At 36.3% G+C, this 24,446-nt stretch carries 23 protein-coding genes; 7 read left to right on the top strand and 16 right to left on the bottom strand.

The window, feature by feature from the left end; all coding sequences use genetic code 11:
• Positions 1-22: 22 nt before the first annotated feature.
• Positions 23-544, bottom strand: coding sequence for a hypothetical protein (locus ABLB98_RS14735; protein WP_348883434.1), 522 nt, complete (start codon positions 542-544; stop codon positions 23-25).
• Between the two features lie 275 nt (positions 545-819).
• Between ABLB98_RS14735 and ABLB98_RS14730 the strand changes: the two genes are divergently transcribed.
• A protein-coding gene (locus ABLB98_RS14730) for an IS3-like element ISAba14 family transposase (RefSeq protein ID WP_225530522.1) occupies positions 820-1,952 on the top strand; the annotation gives its coding sequence in 2 pieces (ribosomal slippage) (positions 820-1,072 and positions 1,072-1,952; 1,134 coding nt in all).
• 286 nt (positions 1,953-2,238) lie between these two features.
• Positions 2,239-4,947 carry a DotA/TraY family protein gene (locus ABLB98_RS14725; RefSeq protein ID WP_151685069.1) on the top strand — a complete coding sequence of 903 codons (2,709 nt, stop codon included), beginning with the start codon at positions 2,239-2,241 and terminating at the stop codon, positions 4,945-4,947.
• A 49-nt stretch (positions 4,948-4,996) separates the two neighbouring features.
• Here ABLB98_RS14725 and ABLB98_RS14720 read toward each other — a convergent pair whose 3' ends face one another.
• Entirely contained in the window at positions 4,997-5,389 is a 393-nt protein-coding gene (locus tag ABLB98_RS14720; protein ID WP_240016384.1) for a hypothetical protein, read from the bottom strand.
• 231 nt (positions 5,390-5,620) lie between these two features.
• Here ABLB98_RS14720 and ABLB98_RS14715 point away from each other — a divergent pair, with 231 nt between their 5' ends.
• Genes ABLB98_RS14715 through ABLB98_RS14700 form a run of 4 tightly spaced genes read left to right on the top strand, consistent with a single transcriptional unit; the run spans position 5,621 to position 8,972 of the window.
• Positions 5,621-7,489, top strand: coding sequence for a M23 family metallopeptidase (locus ABLB98_RS14715; RefSeq protein ID WP_240016383.1), 1,869 nt, complete (start codon positions 5,621-5,623; stop codon positions 7,487-7,489).
• Between the two features lie 20 nt (positions 7,490-7,509).
• Positions 7,510-7,860, top strand: coding sequence for a hypothetical protein (locus ABLB98_RS14710; RefSeq protein ID WP_044424405.1), 351 nt, complete (start codon positions 7,510-7,512; stop codon positions 7,858-7,860).
• 15 nt (positions 7,861-7,875) lie between these two features.
• Complete coding sequence (locus tag ABLB98_RS14705) at positions 7,876-8,274, top strand: hypothetical protein (protein WP_348883521.1); 399 nt, start codon at positions 7,876-7,878, stop codon at positions 8,272-8,274.
• Between the two features lie 17 nt (positions 8,275-8,291).
• Positions 8,292-8,972 (top strand): hypothetical protein, encoded by a 681-nt coding sequence (locus ABLB98_RS14700; protein WP_240016381.1) that lies wholly within the window; start codon positions 8,292-8,294, stop codon positions 8,970-8,972.
• Between the two features lie 53 nt (positions 8,973-9,025).
• On the opposite strand, the gene ABLB98_RS14695 is transcribed toward ABLB98_RS14700, so the two are convergent.
• The 14 genes from ABLB98_RS14695 to ABLB98_RS14630 form a co-directional block, all read right to left on the bottom strand.
• A complete protein-coding gene (locus ABLB98_RS14695) occupies positions 9,026-9,916 on the bottom strand; it encodes a ParB/RepB/Spo0J family partition protein (protein WP_061403608.1) in 891 nt (296 codons plus the stop codon).
• Between the two features lie 13 nt (positions 9,917-9,929).
• Positions 9,930-10,790: a ParA family protein gene (locus tag ABLB98_RS14690; protein WP_044424285.1), complete on the bottom strand. Its 861-nt coding sequence runs from the start codon at positions 10,788-10,790 to the stop codon at positions 9,930-9,932.
• A 133-nt stretch (positions 10,791-10,923) separates the two neighbouring features.
• Positions 10,924-11,553 (bottom strand): hypothetical protein, encoded by a 630-nt coding sequence (locus ABLB98_RS14685; protein WP_348883520.1) that lies wholly within the window; start codon positions 11,551-11,553, stop codon positions 10,924-10,926.
• A 9-nt stretch (positions 11,554-11,562) separates the two neighbouring features.
• Positions 11,563-12,168 carry a hypothetical protein gene (locus tag ABLB98_RS14680; protein ID WP_044424287.1) on the bottom strand — a complete coding sequence of 202 codons (606 nt, stop codon included), beginning with the start codon at positions 12,166-12,168 and terminating at the stop codon, positions 11,563-11,565.
• Positions 12,168-13,097 carry a hypothetical protein gene (locus tag ABLB98_RS14675; protein WP_044424288.1) on the bottom strand — a complete coding sequence of 310 codons (930 nt, stop codon included), beginning with the start codon at positions 13,095-13,097 and terminating at the stop codon, positions 12,168-12,170. Before ABLB98_RS14675 ends, ABLB98_RS14680 begins: the two co-directional genes overlap by 1 nt.
• Before the next feature lie 34 nt (positions 13,098-13,131).
• Positions 13,132-13,488, bottom strand: coding sequence for a hypothetical protein (locus tag ABLB98_RS14670; protein WP_240016378.1), 357 nt, complete (start codon positions 13,486-13,488; stop codon positions 13,132-13,134).
• Positions 13,489-13,539: 51 nt separating this feature from the next.
• Complete coding sequence (locus ABLB98_RS14665; protein WP_348883518.1) at positions 13,540-14,382, bottom strand: hypothetical protein; 843 nt, start codon at positions 14,380-14,382, stop codon at positions 13,540-13,542.
• Between the two features lie 14 nt (positions 14,383-14,396).
• Positions 14,397-15,377: a hypothetical protein gene (locus ABLB98_RS14660; protein ID WP_153518780.1), complete on the bottom strand. Its 981-nt coding sequence runs from the start codon at positions 15,375-15,377 to the stop codon at positions 14,397-14,399.
• An 87-nt stretch (positions 15,378-15,464) separates the two neighbouring features.
• On the bottom strand, positions 15,465-16,871 hold the full coding sequence (locus ABLB98_RS14655; RefSeq protein ID WP_240016376.1) for a hypothetical protein: 1,407 nt from the start codon (positions 16,869-16,871) through the stop codon (positions 15,465-15,467).
• Between the two features lie 14 nt (positions 16,872-16,885).
• Complete coding sequence (locus tag ABLB98_RS14650; RefSeq protein WP_348883517.1) at positions 16,886-17,536, bottom strand: hypothetical protein; 651 nt, start codon at positions 17,534-17,536, stop codon at positions 16,886-16,888.
• A gap of 14 nt (positions 17,537-17,550) precedes the next feature.
• Positions 17,551-18,597 carry a ParM/StbA family protein gene (gene parM / locus ABLB98_RS14645; protein ID WP_227552800.1) on the bottom strand — a complete coding sequence of 349 codons (1,047 nt, stop codon included), beginning with the start codon at positions 18,595-18,597 and terminating at the stop codon, positions 17,551-17,553.
• Between the two features lie 302 nt (positions 18,598-18,899).
• Positions 18,900-20,237 (bottom strand): ATPase, T2SS/T4P/T4SS family, encoded by a 1,338-nt coding sequence (locus ABLB98_RS14640; RefSeq protein WP_225761876.1) that lies wholly within the window; start codon positions 20,235-20,237, stop codon positions 18,900-18,902.
• Between the two features lie 13 nt (positions 20,238-20,250).
• The gene (locus ABLB98_RS14635) at positions 20,251-21,084 is read right to left on the bottom strand and encodes a type IV secretory system conjugative DNA transfer family protein (RefSeq protein ID WP_061403616.1); all 834 of its coding nucleotides are present in this window, start codon (positions 21,082-21,084) and stop codon (positions 20,251-20,253) included.
• A 14-nt stretch (positions 21,085-21,098) separates the two neighbouring features.
• Complete coding sequence (locus ABLB98_RS14630; protein WP_044424294.1) at positions 21,099-21,569, bottom strand: DotD/TraH family lipoprotein; 471 nt, start codon at positions 21,567-21,569, stop codon at positions 21,099-21,101.
• A gap of 816 nt (positions 21,570-22,385) precedes the next feature.
• Between ABLB98_RS14630 and ABLB98_RS14625 the strand changes: the two genes are divergently transcribed.
• Positions 22,386-24,428: an integrase gene (locus ABLB98_RS14625; RefSeq protein ID WP_348883514.1), complete on the top strand. Its 2,043-nt coding sequence runs from the start codon at positions 22,386-22,388 to the stop codon at positions 24,426-24,428.
• Positions 24,429-24,446 lie beyond the last annotated feature (18 nt).

Here is a 24,446-nt window from a genome sequence, read left to right as displayed (position 1 = left end):
GATCTACGGTCATATCTTAAGTTTATCGTTGCGGATTAAAGCTGTTTTCAATAGTAGATTTTAATACAACTTTTTGGGTGGTTGTGCTATCTCTTTCAATTTCTCTATGTTTAGAAACAATTTGCTTCTCAACTGTGAATTTTTGGCTTTCTGGTACGAATGCCAGTACGTTCTCTTTTGTTGATCTCACGAAATCAATTTTTGCTGAGCGTTCGCAGTTAAGATTCTTGATACATTGTAAAGTTTTAGTCAGAGATTCATCATTAACTTTTTCAAGTGAAGGATCTTTCATAAAGGCAAGGGCAGTCTCAAAAACGAGATTGTTTGCTTCATTCAGAGCTGTACGTTCTCGTTTCAGGTTGACCAAAACTTTATCATTGATGATTTGATGCTTTAAGGCAACAGAGCTATTGTCAACATCCTTGAGACCATGCTGTATCCTGTGTTCTAAAACTTTATTCAGCTTGTTATCATTTCCTGCCTGCATTGCATAACTTAGGATCTGATTAGCGTGCATTGTATTTAAAGGTGCAGATTGTTGCATATCAACAATCGATGCAAGTAAGTTTGTATATGATTTGGTACTACAATACATACCCGTAACCTCTAAAGATATTGATTCTTCCTAACTCATTAGTTGTAAACATAAATTTTTAAATTAATAGACGCTAAAACTTAACATTAAGTTTTACATTAAACACTACTATACAACTCGTATCAATTGATTGTAAAGAGATGGATCCGGAAATTTGAACAACTCCTATAAGTGATACTCTGCTCCTCAAATGATGTTATAAACATCAATATATGGAGTATTTTATGGCACGTAGACCAAGAAGAAATCATTCAAACGACTTTAAGGCTAAGGTAGCACTTGCTGCGATCAAAGCAGAAAAAACACTTGCTGAATTGAGTTCTGAGTTTGATGTTCATCAAAACCAAATTATTGACTGGAAAAATCAATTGATCTCAGCTTCCTCACAAGCTTTCGATCAATCAAAAGCTCCATCAGAACCTCCCATTGATCTTAAAAAGTTACATGCAAAAATCGGTGAGCAGGCATTAGAAATTGATTTTTTAGAAGGTGTGTTGAAGAAACTGGGCCGCTTCAACCACAAAAGTTAATCGATCACTCACTTCAGATTTCAGTATCTAAACAAGCTAAGTTACTGAAAGTCTCTCGTGGTTGTTATTATTATCGCCCAAAACCTGTTAGCTCATCAGATCTGAAGCTGATGCGATGTATTGATGAATTACATATGCAATATCCTTTTGCAGGCAGTCGTATGATGCGTGATTTGTTGAATCGTCAAGGGCATCATATAGGACGACGTCATACACGTACTTTAATGAAGAAAATGGGTATTCAGGCGTTATATTGCAAACCAAATTTAAGCCAGGCTAATCAAGCTCACCGTAAATATCCATATCTGCTCAAAGGATTGGCTATTCAGCGCAGTAATCAAGTGTGGTCTACTGATATAACGTATATCCCTATGGCAAAAGGCTTTGTTTATTTATGTGCTGTGATTGATTGGCATAGCCGCAAGGTACTTGCGCATAGGGTATCGATTAGTATGGAGGTGGATTTTTGTATTTCGGCTTTAAATGAAGCGATTGAAAAATATGGATCACCTGAAATATTGAATACAGACCAAGGCAGTCAGTTCACCAGTGATGCATTTATTGATGTATTGAAATCAAATGGCATTCAAATCAGTATGGATGGTAAAGGTCGATGGGTAGATAATGTGATGGTTGAACGATTATGGCGGAGCGTTAAATATGAAGAGGTGTATCTCAAAGCTTATAGCAGTGTCACAGATGCGAAAAAGCAATTGAGTGCATATTTTGAGTTTTATAATCTGAAACGACCTCATTCGAGTCTAGACAAAATGACACCAAATGAGTTTTACTATGATCAGCTACCCCAACAAAACAAGGTGGCTTAACTAGAGCGGAATATCACTTATAAATACGCTTTTAGTTGTTCAAACAAGTGGAACCACCTCTGTAATACTTTATTTTTCAAAGTGCTTTAAAAAATGATTAGAATCTCAACAAAAAAATAATTGCTCCAAAATTTTTAAAAATTGTGTATTACTAAAATTTAAATTAATATTGCCTATAGTAAAGAAAGTCCGTTTTTATGCGTATTCTTTACTCCAATTAACAAGATAGTAGAGCTACTTGTAAGCCTAGACAATTTATTTGCTAGGATAAAAAAGGATAACATTAATGAGTATATACTGCCCGTTTTCATCTGATAGTACCTGTCAGAATGATGCTGCTGTTGCGTTACTAGGCAAAATTTTTGGCCACGATTTCATTCAAGCGTTTGTAACAGGAAACTCACCTGCTGCAACTGCACCGCCTAGTGGCGAACTTGCCCCTGTGTTATTTGGTGCTTTAGGGCACATGGGACTTGTAGCTGCTGCTTTCCTTTTTCTATGTCTAATCTTTTCTTCTGTGATGCACACTGCTCAAGATGGAGAAGTATTTGGACAAGGAAGTAAAAAGGGATGGGTTGTAATTCGCTTTATTACTGCGGTGGTTTTCTTATTACCTACCGTATCTCTCTATAGTGTTATTAACATTCTCTTATTGATGATTGTACTGGCATCTAATGGAATGACCAATAAAGCGAATCGAGAATTCCTCCAGACTGCTATTCAGAATCCATCACCAAGTTTTGCTTCCATTGACAACTATGATCCCTATGGATATAGAGCCTTTGCGTTGCAGAAAATACGTCAGTATCAATGTACAAGGGTATTGAATGCTAATTTCAGTCCAGATGCTTCAATAGGCGAAAAAGTCTATCCTGATGGTTCAAGAAGTTATATTAAAACTGTTGGCGGTGAAAATATATTTCATGGTGAACTTGTTGATAATAATAAATATTTAGATCAAGGATATTTTGGAGCAATTTGTGGTAGCTCTGACTATATTGTTACTAATGCTTCAGCGTTAGGTACTAATATTAAGTATTTAACTCAGAATCCTGATTTGGATGATTATAAAACCTATAAGACAAGAATGATTCTGAATATTCAGAATTTAAAATTTCAGGGTATTAGTCGGTTGAATACTGCGATTACAGCTTATGTCAATAATTTTCCTGATTTGGCAGAAAGTCCTGAGTCTTATGCAACGATCTTTAAACAACGATTTGATCCGCTTGTCCTTGATAAAATAATCACAGATGAGATAGCGAGAACGGATTCCGAAATCACGAATTATTTAACTTCGCAGCAAAACTCATATATCCAAAAAACACTTGATTACTATGCTCAAAAAGGTTGGACTCAGGTTGCATTAGCTAAAAGACAAATGGGTGAGTTCCAGAAAGATATTTATGATGCTAAAGCTAAAGTCATATATCGTGGTACTAATCCTGACTTACAACGGATGAATCGTGAGGGTGTATCTAGTGAAAAAGAGAAAGTTATGTATAACGTTCTCGTTCGTCAAATGGATATGGCCATTAATGATTACATGAAAACCCCTACAGTTGTAACTAACTTGTCTACGTCTGATATGGAAAACTTAATTCCAGAGGATCTTACAAGTGAAGACGTTTCATATAAACGTATAGCAGCTGATGTAGAAGATGCTAATACAACTTTAGTTATGAAAACGATGCGAGTCTTTATCGATACGTTTGTTGGGTCTAGTGCGACCAATAATGTTGATGCTATTACTCGAATGCAAACAACAGGTAATGTTTTGCATATCGTACTAACTCAATTGGATGGTGCTATTTCTGGCCTGCGAATTGGATTAACTGTAGGTGGTGCAACAGGTGCAGTATTCTCAGACAACATTGGTACAGCTGCTCAGATAGCAATTGGCTTGGTTGATTACTTATCTGAGAAGTTAGCGAAAATCATGGTAATGGGTAAGTTGGTAGCAATTTACATGGCTATCATTATTCCTACATTACCGTATGTATTCTTCTTGATGGCTGTTATTGGTTGGGTGCTCCACATTCTTCAGGCAATGACTGGTTTGATCTTATGGTCGATTATGCACATGATTCCTGATAGAACCTTTGTTGGTTCGCAGATGCAAGGATACTTGACCGTTATTGCTTTGTTCTTCAGGCCTATGTTGTCTTTAATGGGATTCTATTTAGCATTTATGCTGTCAGATCCTATTATTACTTTTACTACAGATGTATTCTTCACAATCATGGGTGCAACTCAATTCACATCAAATGGATTCATTGCTGCACTATCACAATTTTTCTTCTTGATGGCTTGGGTGATCTTGTATTGCACGATCCTTTTACCAATCATCTTTTTGATATTTTCATTGCCGACTACACTGGCTGATAGTGTTATTTCATGGTTGGGTACGAATTTATCTCGTTCTCTTGGTGAGACCAATCTTGCACATAATGCAGGTAGTGCAGCTCCTAAAGCAGCAGGATATTATGGTGGTAGTGGTGGATCTGGTGGACAGGGTGCTTCACCTAATCCAAATGGTGGCGGTGGTGGACAAGGGCAAAGACCGCAGGGTGGTGATGGCACTGTTTTAGTTAATCGTGGATCTGGATCTACAGCAAAGCCATCAGGATCAGTTTCTAGTTTGCCTAATGCTAATCCTAGTTCTGTAGGAGCAGCTCCTCAACAGAACAATGTAGGGAGAGCAGTAGGACAAGGTATTGCGAGAGGGGGTATTGCAGGTGGGTTAGCTGCTTATGGTGCTTATAACGCAAGACAGGGGCTTTCTCAGCAAGCTGCATTAGGCACTGCACAGTTATCTTCATTCAATAATGCGAATAGAATGGCTATACCAAATTTCTCCAGTATGACGTTCTCGCCTGTATCGGGTCAAAATCAGTTATCTAAAACAGGCAATGCGCCATACTTACCACAATCAAGAAATTTCCAATCATCGAATACGGATAATAGAGGCTTATCACAAGATTCACGTCATTAATTGAAATAAAAAAAAGAGTTTCTTAAGAAACTCTTTTTTTTTAACAATGTTATTTGGATGAACTAAGTTTTGCTTTTAAATCATCAATTAAATCATCAAGACGATTAATTGTTGCATTGCCTTTAGAAATATTCAAATAAGCATCATTGAGTTGATTATTCTTTAAATTCAATTCACGTTGAGTGAGTAATAACTGTAATTTAACACGCTCTAACTCATTTGCGATTTGATTAACATAGTTTTGATCATATAAAACTTCATTTGGTAAAGCTTGACTTAAACTATGGTTATTATTCCCATTTACAAAATTTCGTATTTTTTGAGCAGCAATAGGTGTTTGAGTATCCATGTATTGCTGATACTCACGTTCTTTTCTATCGAGGACTGATGGATGAAACATTCCACCATCCAAACCGCCCTCAGAGTAAGGAAGATTATTCATGACCATCTCCTTTTTTAATATTTATATACATAAGGTAAGTATAAATAAATCAATATGGTAGTCAATTTTAGAATTGTAAAGGTTTTTTAAAAATTAGATATATCTAAAAAATAAAAACATGATGCTATAAAACTTGCATAATTCAGCAGTTTAGAAGAAAATTAAACACAGAATTAGATATTCAAAATTAGATATTCAGATGGTTTACCACTGAATGATAAAGAGGCATAAATGACAATTTTTAATTCAAAGAAGCAACTTTGCGTTGTTCTCTGTGCTCTGATGTATGGTGATGTCCATGCTTCAATGCAATTTGAATATAATCAGCCAAGTGGTCAGACAGGAAAGCCAACAAATATTGCCGTAGGGGAAATGCCCTTATCTGGTAATTTAATTGTTACTACCCGTTTTGGAATGGGGCGTACTAATTCGGATGGATCAGCACGTACACATGCAGGTCTGGATATTGTCAATACTAATGGCGACCACAAACTTTATGCTATTGCTGATGGTACAGTTATAGCAAATGACTGGTTAAATGGTGGCGGTAATTTCATACGAATAAGAAGAAAAGACAATAACGATGTTTATCAATATTTGCACTTGGCAAATCGATCACCAATTAATGTCGGAACAGAAGTAAAAAAAGGGCAATTTATTGGTACGATGGGGAACACGGGTGTATCTCGTGGTACTCATTTACATTTTGACTATGCTGTCCCTCAAAAAGAAAGTACCAGAGCACGTAACGCATGGTTAGGCAATTCCAGTAAGGGAGCTGATGCTAATCCTTTTCAAAACATTCAATCGGTCGGCGCAAACAGAAATGGTTTAAGTGGCTACTATGTTACAGATCCTACGCCTTATCTTAAAGATGATATACCGATTAATGCGAGTGCATATAAGAACTATCTAGGATCAACAATTCGGCAACAATTTAACATTCTGTATGGAGCAAGTTTACCAGTAGGTTCTGGTGCATCGCAGCCGAAATTTTCAGGCCTAAAATTTCCTTTACCGCAGGGTTATGGAGCTACTGATGAGCAACTTGCGAAATTAAATGTTTCGGTTATTGAAGCAAGACAAAAAGCTCTTGAGGATGGGACGATCACTGAGGCGCAGGCCTATGATCCAAATGTCACTTACAGAGAGCTTGAAGACATCTTCAGGGATACTGGCCAGATAGGTGAACAAGAGCCAATTAAAATTGATATTGGTGATGATCAGACGGTTAAAGGGCATATAGAAGATTTAGCGTATAGGCGGTTCTCATCTTCAGGATGGGCACAAGATATTGTAAAAGCCTCAAATCGATCATTATGGGTTGAACTTCTCAATATGGAAGTTGCCCGTAATCATATAAAAACTGAATTGATGCGTCAAAATGAGCGCATCGAAGCATTACTTGCTGCATATACCATTGCAAAGGCCAAATATATAGCAGGAAAAGTAGAGGAATTAAGACAGGCAATTGAAAGCGGTCGAAGCATAGCTTTAATTAGTAACTTAGAACTTGAAGATCTTCCTCCTACCGCTTCTGATTATCAACTTGCAACGTCTGTTGTAACTAAACGCAGTGGATCTAAAGCATTAACTCAAGAACAGAAAGATGCAATTATTAGAGTAGCGAAGAATATAGGTGCAAATCCTAATGACTTGGCTGCGGTAATTAGTTTTGAAACAGCAGGTTCATTTAGTACAAATGCACGAAACCCTAAAGGATCTGCAACAGGACTTATTCAATTCATGCAATATACTGACGGCACAGGTAATAAGAATACGCCTAGAAGCCAATGGGACTATTGGGGAATGACTAGAGACCAGTTCGGTGCATTATCATTCTCAGATCAGATGAAATATGTTGAGAAGTACTTTAAGGATCGTGGTTTACGTGAGTCAAAACCAACAAGTTTAGGCCAATTGTATAGTCTAGTCATGGGTGTACCAAGTGGAGGCTATACAATTGCTAGATACCCTGATGTGTTTAGAGATAACCCTGCATGGGATGTGAATGGTGATGGGGTCATCACTGGTGCTGAAGCAGTATCAGGATCTCAATTTAAATCACATATTCGTACCTATTTCCCTGAATATCCATAATTACGAGTAAGGAGAATTTTATGAAAAAAATTGGTTTGATCCTATGTAGTGCTCTCTCTGTAAGCATTTATGCTACCAGTGCTGTTGCGAATACAGGTCTTGATAATCAGTATTATCAAGCTGTTCAGAAATTACAGGACAATCCGTTATCTCTGAATGTTAAAGAGACAGACCAAAAATATATTGGTATTTACACATCGGTTAAAAATACGATGGTTTCTTTGAATGCTCAAAAGAATAGTTCTGTATTTAATCAGTTTAAAAATCAAATTGAGTCTGAATGCAATAAACTCAAAACGGGATCAGCTGAAAATGTCAGTTCTTCATATTGCAAAGCCAGTCTTAATGCTGCTATTTACGCAAAACTTTAATGTGAGGAAGAAAAAATGAAAATACAACCAGTTCTATTTTCTGCATTGTTATCTATTTCAACTTTTACGTTAGCCAATAATAAGTTTGAAGCTGAATTCAGTAATATTCAGGAAATTAAATATAACTGTGCCGATTCTTCCTATGGTGATGCAATCCAATGTTATGCAGGTATTGAGAAAAGACTAAATGGCTTAGCCGAGACAATAAAGGCTTCTAATACTGCAAAAAGTAAAGATGCAGCATGGAATAATTCTATGAGTGCTGTGAACTCTGTCTACCAAATCTGCAATAAGATAAATGCAATAAATTCTCCAATGGGGGGAGCTGATGCACTTACAGCAGGTGCAGCTTGTAAAGTGGATCTAATCGCTTTGAAACCATATAAGGCAGCAAAACTACTTGAACAGAAATAGTTAAAAAGGATAAGAAAATGTTTAAGATTGGCAACGTACCAGAAGTTGAGAAATTAGATCTCTCCAGTATGCAGAATGATTTTATAAAATCTTTCGTAGATGGTTTAGTTGCTGATCGTTTAATCCAAAAGGATTTAGTGATACTAGATCCTTTTGAAGATGATGACCAATTTCTTTCTTTTCAAATTTACTATCCTCAAACTCCTGAAAAAAGAGTAATTATTCAAATTGAAAGACCAAAATCTGTGATTAAAGTCTTTGTTGAAAGTGAGACTTTTTATTCAGGATCGGGTTATGAGTTCCTTATCCATCCCACATCTGCACTACTTACAGCAAAGCACGATGATATTGTAGAGATAGTGCATGGTAAGATCTTTTTCTTGGCATACAATTTGTTGAGACTAGCTGATGGTTATGAGTTCTTTGTTCAAAAGGATAATGAAGTACTCGAAACAAAGCATCCGATGATTGCAATCTATGAAACGTTTGTAAGTCCTATAGATCAGAACAGAACAATACTTTTCAATGAACCACATATAGAAACTGAATGTACCGATGTGTTGATTCAAATACGTCCTGATGAGAAGCTTGTATCGATCACTGGAGAGGGAATGTCTTTGGGTAGTATTAAATTGTTAGAGACATTTGTAAGCTTGAGTTACCTATACTCTGATATGGCTGTTGAATATTATTGTTAATACATTACCTAAAAAAAACCTCCTTTTTACGGAGGTATTTTTTTTTAATAATATTATTTATATTGTTTTTGGATAATTTTAAGATCGTTGATTAACTCTGCCAGATCGTTAAGAACTTCCACTCTTTCTTCCTCATCTTTAATTTTACCTTGAGACAATAATGAAATACGATCAAGACTGTCTTTACCTTTCACGGTAATATCAATGATCACTTTTTCATTGTAGTCAGGAGCTTTGGTAGTTTCTTTATTGTCTTTTTCTTCATCAATGACAAATTGATTTTTGAGCTTTTTCACTTCAGGCATACCAAGAGATTTACCTGAAGCAGCAAATTTTTCTACCCATTTGATAACTTCATCTGGATGTTCTTTAGAAAGGTTCGCAATTTCATACATGGCTGAGAAATCTTTACACATTCCTTGATTGTGCATCCATTCAAGATTATCAATAATGCTCTGGTGAACGTCTTTAGTTAGCGAAGCTACTTTACTTGTTTTTGCCTCATTAAAGCCTAAAGCAAGGCCAATTTGCTTCTGCTTGGCAATTTTGTTGGTGATCAGGCGATTGATACTGTGACTGAGATCAAAGATTGTCATGTCTTTACGCATGACATTTGCAGTCAACTGATCTAATTCTGAGAACTCTGCTTTAATCACGGCAGGAATCGTTTTTAAACCTGCTCTGAGTGCGTTTCTTCTGCGTCTGTTGCCATCTTTTACAATATAGCGTGTAGCATCATCAGGATGGGGAATAATGACGATAGCTTGCAATATTCCACGATCCTTGATGCTTTCCACCATTTCGTCTTCATCTTTATCTGATAGAAATTTGCGTGGGTTTAATGGATCTTCTTCAATGAGGTGCAAATCCACCTCAATTGACTCCATTGTTTTTGCGCCCTTTTCTGGCTCATTGCTTCCAGTGATAACGTCTAGTAAGTTCATGTCGATTCTCCTATTACTTGTCAGCAGCAAGTTTGAGCTGTTTTGAAATTTGCTTGAAAAGGGTAAAGAATGTCTTTTTAACTGGTCTGGTCGAATTCTTTTGGATATGCCATGTAGCGATCCCAAGCTCAGCTGCTTCTTCGATTACATTTTTTTCCGTGAAATGAAGAATGGAATCATTTTCTAAATAGATAAGGTTTGAAGCTTTTCCATCACGGTTAAGATCTGCCAAAGCAGTTTTTTGTACTTCAGATTTTTTATTTACTAAATTAGGTACAACGCCTCCCAAGATCAGATCAGGGTTCATAGCTTTTTTAATTTTTTGTGCAAAAGCAATATATTCTGAAATACCATCAACGGCATAACTTTTTAATAATGTTGGCATAACAACCAGATGAGATACGGACAAAGGAATAAGCAATAGATTTCCTAAAGTTGGTGGAGTATCAAAGATAATAATTGTTTTATGTTTCAGTAGTTTAGATATATTTTCTTTAAAAGTAGCCGTTTTTTCAGTATCGATACTGTTGTTAATATTAGCCAATGCTAGATTTGGTTGGAATACAGCAATTGCACCACTATTGATAGATAACTGTGAGTCTGACAATTCACTTAGGAATAGATCCACAGCATTGCCTTTTAAGACTGTGTTCGTATCCGATTTTTTTACATAAGCAGGTAAAGAGGCTTCTTTATTGTATTTTAATAAATGTTTAGAACTATTACCCTGATTATCTAAATCGATCAAGGCAACTTTGTAGCCTTTCTCAGCAAAGAAAAAAGCACAATGAACTGAGAACGTACTCTTACCTACACCACCTTTACTATTACCGATAGCAAGGATTCCTGAATCTTTTGCAGTGATTTTTTGCATCTTTTTATCCTTTTGAAATAGGGTGAACTCATGCACATTGCTCATCCACCACCGATAGTTAAAGAATAACTTAGATATAAAATTAATGAAAGTATTTTTCTTAAAAAAATTTCATTTATGAAAGTTTTCCAGATTATGACCTTATAAACACATCATCAATATTCAGTTCAATGTCACTTAATTGAATAGAATATAGCGATTTTAGTGTTTCTATTGCATCTGGAAAGAAATCAATTGCATTGCTCAGTTGAGGTTCTATGGAACTCAATGCAATATTAGGAATGGCACGATTCTTCTGCCCATTGATGTAAAAAACATTACACCAAGCAGGAAATATGAAGTTTGAATTAACTACTTCAAAAATATTAAGTAGTACACCTTGTAAATTCAGGGGTGAGGCTTGACCAAAAACGTTAGGTGAATTTAGAGTACCTAAACATTGTGAAAATTCAGTAGTTAATGAATTAGGTGAAATATGGTGAAACACATAAATTATTGTTTTTTTTAAATTATTTTCATTTATTTCTTTTTTATAAACTTGATTCCGTAGTAAATAAGATTCTGAATCTATAAATTCTGATGGAGCGATAGCATCATTTTCAATCATTTCATGGTAAACTATGATTGCTTTGTTAAGCATTTCAGAGCAAGCCAAAATATCTCTACGGTGTAAAGGGCTATTTGAATAGGTTAAACGATCTAGTAGTAATCCCTTATCTATTAGGTTACTCCGAAAAACTTCAATAAGAGTGACATAATCCATTTTTCTGGCCTATAGAAAGCGTGTCGTATTCGCTTTGAAATGTTGCTTGGTTATTGCAGTTTTCTGATGAATTACTGGAATTGGACGATCCGAAAAGTGTTCGATTTCAAGCTTGTTGAACCCATTGGAAGATTTCTTAATTTGACCTAAGATCATGTTCTTAAAAGTATCTTTTTTTGAACTTAAATAATCTATGTACATATCGCTTAAGGGGATACTTACAGTCAGACTGCGGATTGAAATTTTATTATCACTTTTGATATTTTTATTTTCATAATCAAGTGGTGGGAACTTAATGACCAGATAATTTTCAATAAAGGTTGCATACTCTATCTGGATCTCATTAAGCCACCAGAAATCCGCATCCTGACAAAAGAAAAGAAAATTTTCTGGATTATTATCGTCTATTCCAAATGCAAATAAACTTGCTTGTTGGGTCGATAATTCAATTGATGAGTAGGGGTTCTTTTTGTCGTAAAAGTAATTGAACGAGCTTAAAAACCTTAAAAGGTAAAGCCATGCACGTACTTTAAGCGCATTGGAAGAAGCAATTTCAATTTCATCATCTTTAAGTTCTTCAAGCGCATCGATAATATGAGGAGGTAATGCACTCATTATTTTTGCTCCAATTCTGGTTCAGATTTTTGTTGGATAAGTTTTTTATGTTCTGTGATGATATTTTTTAAGGCTTTATGTTCGCTTATCCCTTTAGATTGAGCTACTTCAGTAACCCATTCATAACAAACATTATCCAGAATACGTTCAATTTCTGTTTTTAGTTTCCTGCTTCTGGCTGATCTATTGTCATCCAGTAATAATTTCTCGATATTGGCATACTGACGAAGACGTTTAACATCACATTTACGAATATCAAGTAATTTACTGATCGAATTATCGTTTGCCCCCTGTTTAACGTAATTCACGTATTCATCCAGATTTGAATAAAGTCTTAAAGTTGTGATGATATGCTCATGGCCAGTTACGATGAGTCGTTCGGCATAAGTTGCTGTCTCAGGATCATCGATGCTGCGATTACCTTGAAAGATCATTTCATCAAAGATCTTCTGGTCATAGACATCACAGATAAGACGTGACTTTTGGCGAGTCGCCTCAATTAGATGTGACGTTCCATCGATGTGGAATTGACTTTGAATTTTTGAAAATTCAAGTTTGTTTAAAATTGCTAAAGCAATAATAAATTCCGCAGGTAAGTCGAACTCTAGGTCAAAGTTTTGAGTAATTGCCCGACTATATGACTGAATAGGTAAACGTCTTTCAACAATCCATATTGAAGTATCAAAGAAAGTAATGATCTCAGAAATTTGATCATCACTAAACAGTGGATACTTCTTATCAGAATCGAGAGGGTTTGCAAGGTTGGACTTTCCACCTTTCAAAAGATAAATGCTTTGGTCTTTATTACTTGTAAAGAAACCATCTTCTAACTGTGAAAAGTTAAATGTTTTAGAGTTTAATGATATTAAGTTTTTAATATCCTTGTAATATTCCTCTAAAGTTGATTTTCGGCGTTCCTTTCTTTCCATAAGTAACTCATGTAAATTTTACTAAAATTGAATTTCAGTGACGTTTTAAAAGCGTTTCAGGGAATTGAGCATCTTTTATGGTTTCATCATCACCATTATAAAATAAGCCTTTGTCACCCGTTTTCAGCTCATAGATCTCACTTAAGGTATTCATTAATACGTTGTATTCAGCTTGAGTACACAGTTCAGACTCGTAAAGGCACAATAAATAGCCATTACAAATCGAAAATCTACTATCAAACGATTCATAGTCTTCTACGGGTAAACCCATAAATACGCAAGTACCAATTGAAATATCTTTTAAATCAGTTAATCGTTTTATGGCACTAGACAAACGTGGGTTCTTCTTGGCCATTGCACTCAATATTTCTTTTTGAAGTATCAAATCCATATAATTCTCCAAAAATGTCCTATGTTAATGCTAAAAAGTGCAGCTCAGTGTTTAATTAACTTCTTGTAAGCAGCCTAGATCGCTTTGAGCTAATTTAGGTACACCCATCCGATCTTGAACTTTAGCAACTACGTCTTCAGCAATCTGCACCTGCTTATCAATCGATGCGTTTGAATAAAGATTCTGTCCACTTGCTGATTGGTTGTTTGCGCTGTACTTGTTGGCGACTGCAAGTGCAACGTAAATTAATAATATTGCAGTAATTACCATTAACGCTAACTGAATAGGGGTAAACGTGTACCCGAATATAGAAAAGGTTCTTGGTGTCGCAGGAATTACTGCTGATCCTACTGGAGGATAGTTCTGGCCAGAGATCATATTAACGGGATATTTAACTTGAGATCCTAAATTGTATGCGTCAGAAATTTCATCGAATACCTGAGACCATTGATCTTGAATGTACTGTTTAATCTCTGCATCATCATACCAATCTGCATCATCTTTGATGATTTGGCTTGGATAAACTTTTAATTTTATCGAAGCAAGCGAGAACTTTTTGGGTTCGCCACTATTATCCAAGACATTTGAAATGAGTATAAATGGTTTGAATGAAATGATCCGAAAGGGGATACCTTGTTCATCAGAATTACTTTGCTTATCAAAGTTGTCGAAGTCTATTCCATAATCAAACGAGGGTACATTCGGTAAAGGAACTGATACTAATTTGGGTGATGAATTCTCAATGGTGCAATTATCTTCAAATTCAATTTTTACTGATAAAATTTTTGCAACATCTTCAGTTGGATTACTGACAGCATGAATATTAGATTGTGATAATGGTTGATGAGAAGTTGCAGGCACTTTTACTTTAGCTTTTTTATTAAATAATTTCATGGCGATAATACCTCTCAGATTTTACCAAAGATCATTTCAAGGATACTTGCATCAGAGAGGCCAGTAGCCATTTTTGGTTGACCAGTCTTTTTGTTTAAGTAGAAAGCGGTTGGTACTGCAATGGTATTACTATTAGTACTTTGTTGAGTGGCTTGCACCAAGAATGCCTGATTCTCATCGATAGCTTTTTTGTCCGCTGCTGTAGCTTCAGGTAGGCCTGTAGTGTCTTTAGAGAATGCTTTATTCAACAAACTTGGATCATGTAATGTTGCAGCTGCAAGTTTATAGCCATCATCTGATTGTTTTAACAATACTGTAGGAATCCATTTGATTGAATATCCCTTTTCAACATATTTGCGTGTAGCACGGTATGCTTCGTGGCAGTTTGGGCAGCGTGGATCATAAAGTACATATAGAGTGTCAGTATCAGATCCTTTACCCTCTTTTGCACCTTTAAGTTTAGCCAGTACTTCAATTGCAGCAGGAGCAGGTTTGTTCCATTCTCCCACAATTTCGGCAAAATCTACGGATACTTGTTCCTGACCTAATGGTGTACCTAAATTGCTTGGATTTTCAGGCGTGCCATTTCCGTATTTTTGTTGCGCTGCTTGGAGAAGTGGAAGACTCACGCTATCCATAGTGTTTACATCAAATGCGTTACCTGTGATCACGACTTTTTCATCAGGTGTGGTAAAGACAACTTGAGGCGTGCCATTGATTAGGATCGTCCAAGCAAGAAGATTACCTTGTATTTTATTGACTTCTGAGATCGTGCCTAGACGTGCCAAGTTGGTATGCAATTCTTTGCTGTAGTCCTTGCTTTCAGCTGCAACTGAGTGTTGCTGTGAGCTTGTATTTGAGGATGTATCAGCTTTTTTTAGAACTAAAAAATAGACGATTGCAAACAAGAATGCAGCTATCAATAATCCAATGATTAAACTTTTAATTGATAATTGGGATTGAGTAGTTTGATTCCCAAGTGTTCTATTAGTCATTTTGAAACCTTTTGTTTGGTTTTATAACAAGATTGAAATAATGATAACTCATTTTAAAAAAAACATATATCCGAAAAATAAATATTTCTATGATGAGGCTGTGGTGATTTTTACTGAATCCAAAGCCTGAGCTGATTCAATTTGTGGGGTGTGGTGATTGAGATATATATCAGGCTGTTTGTATTTGTATCGCTTAAGAGCTTCATTGAGGCCAAGCCATCCATAACTGAAGTCTGGAGATACTTTCTTTCTTTTGTAATAGCATTCTGATGTGTAATGAGAGAAAGCTGCTAATTGTTCAACGAAAACACTTGGTCTACCTACGCTTTGCACCAAAGCCCATAAATTTCTGTCATACATACGCAACCAACGTAATTCGCAGGGTGCAATTACACCCAACATTCTGGCTCTGTAAATTGTGGCGATCAGAGCTGTTCTCGCATAAGCATGTTGGCTGAAAATTTCTTGAGCGACAGGATGATTCCAATATTTAGAAACTGTTTTTTCCAGTTTTTTTCGGTTAAATGACTGGTAACTTCTAGGTTTGAGATTTTGAGGGTTGATAAACTTTTTATCAGTGGTTAACTGTTTGTAGGCTACATGCCAAAAATAATCTAAAACTTGATCCTTATTTTTCAAGATCGACTTAAATTCTTTATCAGACATATTTTCATCAGTGGCACATGCTACTGGCAGGAAGATAGCAAATAAATTAATTTCCCCGTCCGTCAAATCCTTTGGAGAATTTAATAAATCTCCTAACTGGATATACATTTCCTTTTCAAATTGCTTTTCATCAAGTAACGGATACACATCATCTTTGGGTGAAGAACCAAAATTCTGTTCATCGTTGAAATCTGCAATTGACTCAATTTCATACTTTCTAAAACCAGAAACGAGCTTGTACTCCAGAACAAACTCTCTAGGAGAAAGCATTAATCTGTAAAAGCCTTTATCGTTTGGAACTTTCGATTGAACGAAATATGAAATGTATTTAAGGTGAGGGTAGAGCACGCTTAATTCGAGAATTAACGATTCAAGGTCGTGGTCTTTGACGTAACGGGTGTCTGGAATATCAACAAGGTTTTTACTATGTTTGTACCAGACATATCCAATCAGTGCTCCTGCAATCAACATAGATGGAAACAGATTGTTGATATAGTAAAAGTTAAAAGGAATTGCTTTTATATTGACTGTGCAATTCATTAAAGGGTTTAAGTAATGGTTGGGATCTGGATAACACAATTTGCTGATTGTATTGGTTGTAAAATTCAATATTGAAGCATCACTATTGGTGATCTTCTTAATTAATAGCTGCAAATACCAAAATGGAAGTTCAATGATACCAAATAGAGTTCGAGTAATTTTAACTATAGCTACACTGCCATAGTGCCATGCTCCCCAAAAGAAGCCCACAGTGACGAATATAATTGCACCTACGATGATCAATGTATCTGTACTTGAATCTGAGGTTCTGTGATTATGTTGATTCATGGTTTACCTAAACCCTAAGCAATAGAGATGTGATTCCAGTCATCTGATGGAGTGACATCATTTTCTGTTTTGGTTTCTTCTAAGTGGATCTGCTGCACAGCAACAATTTCTTCTGAATCAAGTTGCTCTGTATAACTATTAATCAGCAAAGCGGTTTGTAGATTTTCGTGGTTAAAGCTTGCACTCATAACAATAGTATTCCGTTTGAATTCCTCATCTCTCATTAGGTCAATGAATAGATTTAGAAAAGATCCACAACCTAATTGGAAAACTTCATTTTCTAATTTTGCGGTGGCAATTGGATCTTTGCGGATCTCCAAAGCTGTAAAGTACTGCGAGATCATGTAGGCCAGATAGTTTGACATTTCATACAGTGCTGACAGACAGTAGATTTCTCTATCCGTCTGATTGCGTTCTGATAAAAATTTGACCATTACTTCACTATTAAAATTAAGTGTCACTTTATCTTTGCTGCTGCCAAGAAAACCCACGATATTACTAACTGAACTTTTTGTGGGATGAGTGAAAAAGTAATAGATTAGGTGACTGTATAATTTGCCTGCATCAAAATTATTGACCTTTAAAAAGGACAAAAGAAATTCCCTTTGTCTTGTTGGCAATTTGTCTAAACTAACCGAAACTCTTAATCTGTGAGGTTGAGGCATGGCTTCACCTCAAGTTAGATTCTTGCCATAAACGCAGCACATTTATACATGCCTCTAGCGTTAGCGAATTCAGGGTCTTTTACGATCTGTATGTTGTTGTATTCAAGTTTATTGGTAAGTTGTTCACCTAGCGTGATAGAACCGCCACCAACAAGCAGAACTGCACCTAGATCCTTTCCGTCTCTTACATGCACTTTAACTTTATTGATGATCTGCTCGATAACTTTGTCTTTAGCTTGAGAGATTAAGTCTGATACATCGTGACTCTCTTTGCCAATCGATAACGTACCACTGTCTAAAGCTTTGTTTAATCGCCAGTCTGATATGTCTGATGACATCTTCAATTTAGCTTTAATGTTTTGATTGAGTATTGATTTAAGAGTAATGATGCCAACATCAAGTGTTCCACAACGTGAAGTTTGCATAGTTCCACCTTGAGGATTAATTACGGCAATATCAGTGGTTCGTCCACCAATATCAATTACGGCACATCCTCCCTCAAATAAGTCATCATACAAATCAGTTTTTTTCCCCTTATCTGTCATTAGTGCGTCAAAGTAGGCGCATTGCGCTTCAGATAAGACAATGTGCTTAGAAATGGAAATTGGATCTAAATTGTTAGAAGCTTCATATAAGTTAAAGACTGATTTATCACGTAGATTAATCATTAGGTTGTTTGTTTTATTTTTGATTAAGTCAACATTTTTTGTACCATCCTGACCTCCATAGAATCGGTTTAGAGGTAGGCCAGTAGCAATTTTAAAATCACGATAATCTTTACCGAATGCTTTATCTAAAGCTTGATATACAAGTGCGATATTGGCTTCGCTGACTGGATAATCTTCGGTACGTGTGTCAATGTGCTCTGAACAAAACTCATCAACAGTGTATTTATTGCCATTTACGCTGATAATCTTTCTATTGACATCATCGGGATCGCCCATGATTGTTGCACCAATGGCCACACGGGAGGGCATTCTGAATTGAATAGCTAACTCGCCATTGTAGATCTTAATTCCATCATGGCCATCGTCCACGCCAACAACTAATGATTTACTCATATAATTCTCCAATGTCTTAAAATCTTATCTTCTTTTTGGTGTCTTAACTTTCCCAAATAGGAAACACCGAATGTATTGAAATACGAATGAATAGGGGATCTTCCAAATATTCTCGATGCAATAGCAAATAGGTAGTGCAATGATCGCTCCATATAAAATAAAGCTAACTTTATTGAAGAACATTGCACCAAGAACAATGAAAAACAGTACTAAAACGTTGATTTTATAAAGTTGAGGAATGAGCCTTGTCTTACCCCAATCCATATAACTGTTATTTTTTTCTTCCATTAAACTCTCCTATGCTATGCAAGTAGTGCATCAAAACCTGCCTGCGTAATTCTATTTTCAGCAAGTAGTTTATGAGCCTGTACTTCAAAATTAGGTGATGAAAATGCCGTACCAGTTGGCTGATTCATAACTGAGCGTATTTCTTTAACCACACCCGAAAAACCATCATCACTAATTGCTATGTCAAGTAACTTGCTTCTGAAATCTTTGGTCATAAACAATGTTTCTCTTACAGCCATTTGTTTACCATCAATAGTTTCAACCAGACGTTGAGCAATTAAGGCATGAGCTGTAGCGATTGTTTCTGTGAGTTTTCGGTTTTGCTGCTCTTTTGGAACAAGAGCCAAAATACGAGGTAAGATATTTGCCACATCATTACTGTGAACAGTAGAAAGTACGGGGTGGCCTGTTTGTGACAGTTCAATTGCAGCAGAAAATGACTCTTGATCCCGTAATTCACCTACCAACAATAATGCAGGCTTACGTCTCATAGCTTCTCTTACAGCGAGGGCAAAAGAAGAAAAATGCTCTGGTACTTGGCTTTGAGAAATAACCGAATGTCTACTTTGAATCTCGTTATAACGGAACTCAATAGGTTCTTCGATTGTGATGATGTTGCCTTGAATGTGAGTATCTTCTTCAAGTATGTAGCGGATGAATGAAGAAAGAGTTGTAGATTTTCCCGAACCTGTTTCACCTGCCATGTAAACAATACCAATACGAGGGATACACTTCAGTAGGTATTCTAGTTCAACACCAATATCTGAATATTTCGGTGGCTTTGATGGGATCAAGCGCATTACGATCTGGAATGAGGTATTTCCCGTAAGATCCATACATGCAGAAATATTGCAGCGGAATACAACTTTATTGCGGTCAACAGCAATAACGTTGGTATTACCATTTTCACTATCTTCTGCCACAAATCCTCCTATACCCTCAGAGGAGTTAGGGTCGAACAAGGAGCATGAGTAAGCGAAATTAAGGCCAATGCCTCGTCTAATTGAAGAAAGTGCCTCAGAACCATTAATCGTTGTGAGGAAACAATCTAATTCGATCCCTTTAATATTCGTATATGTCAGAGCATAGAGCCTGCCATATCTACGAATAAGAATAGGGCGACCAGACAAGGCAAAAATATCACTGGCTTTAAAGTGCTCGGCAATGGTTAAAATTTTTCGTACATCAGTTTCAGATGTAAGTTCAAAATTATCAACACGGATGGTGTCATGCAGAAGCATTTCATAACCATGCTTTTTGAGCACTTTTTCAGGAATCGTAGCTACATTCCCTGACTGATAATAGCTATCAGGAATATCAATTACTTCCTGTTCAGGCAGTTCAGTAGGCATACTATTATCCATACTATTGAGTCTCGATAGCTACAGGGGTATCAGATTCACTTACTGTAGAAGTTTGGACAGGTTGTTTAACTTCTGACCGTGAAACAATCGAAAGAGTATTGGCTTTCCAATACGATGGATCATTAACGAATCGAGGTAACTCGGTAATCTGGAAGTTTGACTGATTAAGCATCAGGGCATTTCCACCACCTGCGAGAGAAATGTTTGTTCTCGCAATTACAGGCATCGTTATTTTTCCGTTCATTCGGAATTGATGGAACTTCAGCATCCCGATAAAAGTTTGATTTAAACGGTTAAGCTGATGTGAAAAGATGGCATCAGCTTCTTTGACACCATCCTCTATTCCACGATCCATAGCATTTTGAAATGCTTTCTTTTCCTGTTGGTTCTTCGGTTTAAGTTCGTTAGGTAATGAATCCACTCCCACCTGATAAGACTCAACATTAAAGTTTAGATAGTCTCTCCAGTTTGGTGGTAAATGAGAAAAACGGGCATTCTCTTTAATTTCGTAACGTGTACCCAAGACGGAGAAAGTCCGTGCATTGCCTACATCACTAATATTGTGTGCCTCAACAATGACAGGCGGTACAACAATTGTATTGATCATTAAAGGTTGAAAGTTATAAACCGTATCTAATTTGCGGTCGTTCGCTTTAACAACATTTGAAATTTCTTGAAGACGAGCACGTAGAGCGTTACGGGTTGCAGCTTCTCGTACAATCGTTTGAATCGCTTCAACACGAGCTGTATTTTCAGCTTGTTTTGCTGAATCTGATTGAGAAACAATAATTGGCGTTTGTTCTAAGTAGAACTGATAATTCGGTAAGTCAGCCATTACGAATCCCCCTTTTAACGATGGATTAATGTGATGGTTTTAGACTGCGAATCAAATTCAACAGTTGCAGCGTTACCTAATTGGAGTGCTGTATCTTTTACAAGATCTGCACCTGTCATTTTGCGCTTATGGAAATTGACAATAGGTAGTTGGCGAATGTTGCCTGCTTCAATGAAACGATAACCAAATCTGTAAGCCACACTTTGAAGTAGAGTTTGTGAATCCCCTACAAAGTCCACAACCAATACATCTTTATTGATGTTTGAATTAGTGATGGCAAGGTTATCTAAGTATTGGCGTTGAGTCAGGGCGTAAGTCTGTTGTTCTGCTACAGCATCCTGAGCAGCTTTACTTAATACACCTAATGGTGATTCAACATCAAATTTTGGTGAGGGTACATAGTAGTAACTCTGACAGCCTGTTAATGCTAATACTACTGAGAATGTTGAAAAGAGCTTCAACATGGACATTGGTACTTTTTTCATGTGTACACCATTTTTGATTCTATAATTGTTAGCCAAGTGCAACCGAGCATCTTGGTAAGCTAAGTATAAATTCTAAATTTTAAAAAATATATAGTATTAAAAAATAAAAATCTTTGACCTAAAAGTATGGCATATCAAATGCTCATGGTGTTTTCTTCGATACTTTATGACCTCAAAACCATGTCAATTTATTTCAAAAAACTCGAAATTAGGTACGCAACATTGAAATCTTAGGCGTAATACTTGCGAAATCTCTGCCATTTATAATTTTTGTATAGCAGAACAATGCAATTAACGTTCAATAGAAACCAAAATTTTATTCGTTACTGAATTTTGAGAACAATAAGGGGCAATCAAGGACAAATTAAATTTAATTTTAATAAGAAATTAGAATGAAACAATTATACAAATATAAATATTTCTAATAATTATTGATTGATCTCTTAAGTCTCAATTTTATAATCAGTTATTCTGATATTTTAAAAAATAAATTTATTAAAGTAATAATATAAAAATTTATAAGTTATTCAAGTTGAATTTTAATTTTTAAACCAATGCAAATAATAAAAAAGAAAATAATTTTTTTTGCGTAACCGTGATACCAGATGATTCGAGAACAAAGAATACTTTTTTTAAGTAATCTTAGGTATGATTGTGCAAGCAATCGTAGATTAAAAATTGGGTAACGAGCGAGCAGTTGATAAATTGACTGTCTTTTGAGCCTATAACTATTTTGAAACGATTGATGATTGGGCGCATGAGAAGCTCAATTTTTTGAACATTAAGATCACTGGTTGGCTTAAGGTAGAACAAAATATGACCGTAAACTCAGAATATGATATTAAAGCACAAGCGTATCCAAAAAGTATTAAAGGACTCGTTGAACGAGCGCAAAATTATTCAAATAGAACTGCTTTAAGATATACTAACGTTTGGAATAAATTATTAATCAAATACGGCGAAAAAGATAATATTGTCAATAATCCAGAAGCAGCCATGAATAATGTGGTTAATAACCTCATAGCTGAATATTCTAATAATGAGTATAGAGACTCAACCTTTAGGCAGTATCGAGCTGCTGTCATTTACAGATTGAGCGTAATCCTGTTGGATCAGGGTAGAACAGGAAATAAAATCTTATCTTTGCCCAAAGCAGCACGTTTTTTTGAAAGTTTGAAAAATGTAGAGCGTATTAATACAGATCAAAAGCAACCGAAAAGATCCAGTAGCAGCAAACTGAAATATTTTCCTAGAGACCTCTATGAGCATGTTGGGAAGACGCAAAACGAGGTTATAGGATCTAAATTGGGTGTGATGCTTAAGTGCTTTCTTGAAGCTAATATGTTACTAGGCTTGAGACCTGTAGAGTGGCTAAGTTTAAGATTGGCATGTGATGTAGAAAAGAAGTGCTTATGTTTAGTTGTCGATAATGGCAAGCATTCAAATGGTAGGGCGAATGGTGAAATACGGATACTGGATCTGCTTGAAGATGATCGTGAAAAATTAAAAAGCCAGTTAAGAATAATTCTAGGGTTTAAGAAGCTACTGGACAAAGAACTAGAAAACAAAGCTCGAAAGATACTTAGCCAACTAAGTGCAGATACAGGTGAGCAATACAAACTCTATATATCTAGTAGAGAACCTGATGAGTTTTTATATGAATATTATGGTGTGAATAGCCAACGAACCACCATTAACGAAGATCCCAATAACGGAGTTCCCATTAACGGAACAAAGACCACTAACGGTATAAATGGGTCAGAGGCACACGGCGATAATTTGAGTGGTGATTCCATCAACGGAGATCCCATTAACGGAATTAAAACCAAAGACGGAATACATGGTCTAGGTTCGCACGGCGATATTTTGAATAGGTCTTCCGATAACGGAGAGACCATCAACGGAATTAATACTGGTGACGGAATTGCAGGTGACGTAGCCAATCACGGCGCACAAAATAGAACAATAGGTGACGCAGCCATAAATAGCGCACGGCGTTCTGAGCTGCAAGGAGTGACCGCCAACGGTACAGATACCATTAACGGAATTAATCCAGTAGACGGAAGCAATACCGAAAGCGGAAGAAAATTGCACGGCGAGGACGGTCTAGGAGATACCGACAACGGAATAAATCCAGACAACGGTAAAAATCCAGTAGACGGAAGTAATGGGCAAGTTGATTCCCAACAAAGCGATAAAACTTTCAGCCGATCTGAAACTATCAGTCAATCCAAAACTATCAGTCAATCCAAAACTATCAGTCAAAATGAAATAATCAGTCCAGAACTTAAGCAACTAGACACGGCGCACGATGATTCAGTGAATACCGTATCTGGTGGAAATACAGTAGACGGTTTGGATTCCGAGAACGGAAATAACGCCGTCTTGTTCAAGGCATTAAATACAGCAGTGATTGAAAGTTATGTGGATAAGCACGGCGCAATCCAATATGCGTTATGCCAAGCCTATATGGATTCACTCCAAAGCAAGCTTTATCGTATATGTAATGAGTTCTATAAAAATAAAAAGCAAGGCTTGGTTGAGGAAATAGAGGCAAATAAAGCGAACGCAACTATTTACAGCACACGCCATCAAGCCGTAGCTAATCGAAAGAAAGCCAAGTGGAAGCTTGATGAAATTGCTGCATGGTTTGGACATGCAAGTATAGAGACTGCTTCAAGACATTATGGTAGGGCAGGACGAGCATGGGGGGAGTTGCCTTATTACAGGCCATCTCGTTCAAGTATTGAAATGGTTCGAGTACGTGAGGCGGTATTGGAGCAAAGCAAAACGCCTATGTCGGATCAAGAGTTAATTAATCAAGTTGTGTCTGAAGACTACTTAGATGGTCTTTTATGATTTTTAAAAAATGAATAT

The organism is Acinetobacter yuyunsongii (assembly GCF_041021915.1).
GTDB lineage: Bacteria > Pseudomonadota > Gammaproteobacteria > Pseudomonadales > Moraxellaceae > Acinetobacter.
The sequence above is the reverse complement of the archived record's forward strand: the minus strand, read 5'-3'. Positions and strand labels throughout refer to the sequence as shown.

What these genes read in the sequence shown, in the direction of transcription:
- ABLB98_RS14715 (WP_240016383.1), top strand. Translation starts at nt 5,621, where the DNA reads ATGACAATTTTTAATTCAAAGAAGCAACTTTGCGTTGTTCTCTGTGCT.
- ABLB98_RS14695 (WP_061403608.1), bottom strand. Translation starts at nt 9,916, where the DNA reads ATGAACTTACTAGACGTTATCACTGGAAGCAATGAGCCAGAAAAGGGC.
- ABLB98_RS14720 (WP_240016384.1), bottom strand. Translation starts at nt 5,389, where the DNA reads ATGAATAATCTTCCTTACTCTGAGGGCGGTTTGGATGGTGGAATGTTT.
- ABLB98_RS14660 (WP_153518780.1), bottom strand. Translation starts at nt 15,377, where the DNA reads ATGACTAATAGAACACTTGGGAATCAAACTACTCAATCCCAATTATCA.
- ABLB98_RS14710 (WP_044424405.1), top strand. Translation starts at nt 7,510, where the DNA reads ATGAAAAAAATTGGTTTGATCCTATGTAGTGCTCTCTCTGTAAGCATT.
- ABLB98_RS14625 (WP_348883514.1), top strand. Translation starts at nt 22,386, where the DNA reads ATGACCGTAAACTCAGAATATGATATTAAAGCACAAGCGTATCCAAAA.
- ABLB98_RS14635 (WP_061403616.1), bottom strand. Translation starts at nt 21,084, where the DNA reads ATGGCTGACTTACCGAATTATCAGTTCTACTTAGAACAAACGCCAATT.
- parM (WP_227552800.1), bottom strand. Translation starts at nt 18,597, where the DNA reads ATGAGTAAATCATTAGTTGTTGGCGTGGACGATGGCCATGATGGAATT.
- ABLB98_RS14650 (WP_348883517.1), bottom strand. Translation starts at nt 17,536, where the DNA reads ATGCCTCAACCTCACAGATTAAGAGTTTCGGTTAGTTTAGACAAATTG.
- ABLB98_RS14655 (WP_240016376.1), bottom strand. Translation starts at nt 16,871, where the DNA reads ATGAATCAACATAATCACAGAACCTCAGATTCAAGTACAGATACATTG.
- ABLB98_RS14670 (WP_240016378.1), bottom strand. Translation starts at nt 13,488, where the DNA reads ATGGATTTGATACTTCAAAAAGAAATATTGAGTGCAATGGCCAAGAAG.
- ABLB98_RS14675 (WP_044424288.1), bottom strand. Translation starts at nt 13,097, where the DNA reads ATGGAAAGAAAGGAACGCCGAAAATCAACTTTAGAGGAATATTACAAG.
- ABLB98_RS14640 (WP_225761876.1), bottom strand. Translation starts at nt 20,237, where the DNA reads ATGCCTACTGAACTGCCTGAACAGGAAGTAATTGATATTCCTGATAGC.
- ABLB98_RS14680 (WP_044424287.1), bottom strand. Translation starts at nt 12,168, where the DNA reads ATGAGTGCATTACCTCCTCATATTATCGATGCGCTTGAAGAACTTAAA.
- ABLB98_RS14700 (WP_240016381.1), top strand. Translation starts at nt 8,292, where the DNA reads ATGTTTAAGATTGGCAACGTACCAGAAGTTGAGAAATTAGATCTCTCC.
- ABLB98_RS14630 (WP_044424294.1), bottom strand. Translation starts at nt 21,569, where the DNA reads ATGAAAAAAGTACCAATGTCCATGTTGAAGCTCTTTTCAACATTCTCA.
- ABLB98_RS14685 (WP_348883520.1), bottom strand. Translation starts at nt 11,553, where the DNA reads ATGGATTATGTCACTCTTATTGAAGTTTTTCGGAGTAACCTAATAGAT.
- ABLB98_RS14665 (WP_348883518.1), bottom strand. Translation starts at nt 14,382, where the DNA reads ATGAAATTATTTAATAAAAAAGCTAAAGTAAAAGTGCCTGCAACTTCT.
- ABLB98_RS14705 (WP_348883521.1), top strand. Translation starts at nt 7,876, where the DNA reads ATGAAAATACAACCAGTTCTATTTTCTGCATTGTTATCTATTTCAACT.
- ABLB98_RS14735 (WP_348883434.1), bottom strand. Translation starts at nt 544, where the DNA reads ATGCAACAATCTGCACCTTTAAATACAATGCACGCTAATCAGATCCTA.
- ABLB98_RS14725 (WP_151685069.1), top strand. Translation starts at nt 2,239, where the DNA reads ATGAGTATATACTGCCCGTTTTCATCTGATAGTACCTGTCAGAATGAT.
- ABLB98_RS14690 (WP_044424285.1), bottom strand. Translation starts at nt 10,790, where the DNA reads ATGCAAAAAATCACTGCAAAAGATTCAGGAATCCTTGCTATCGGTAAT.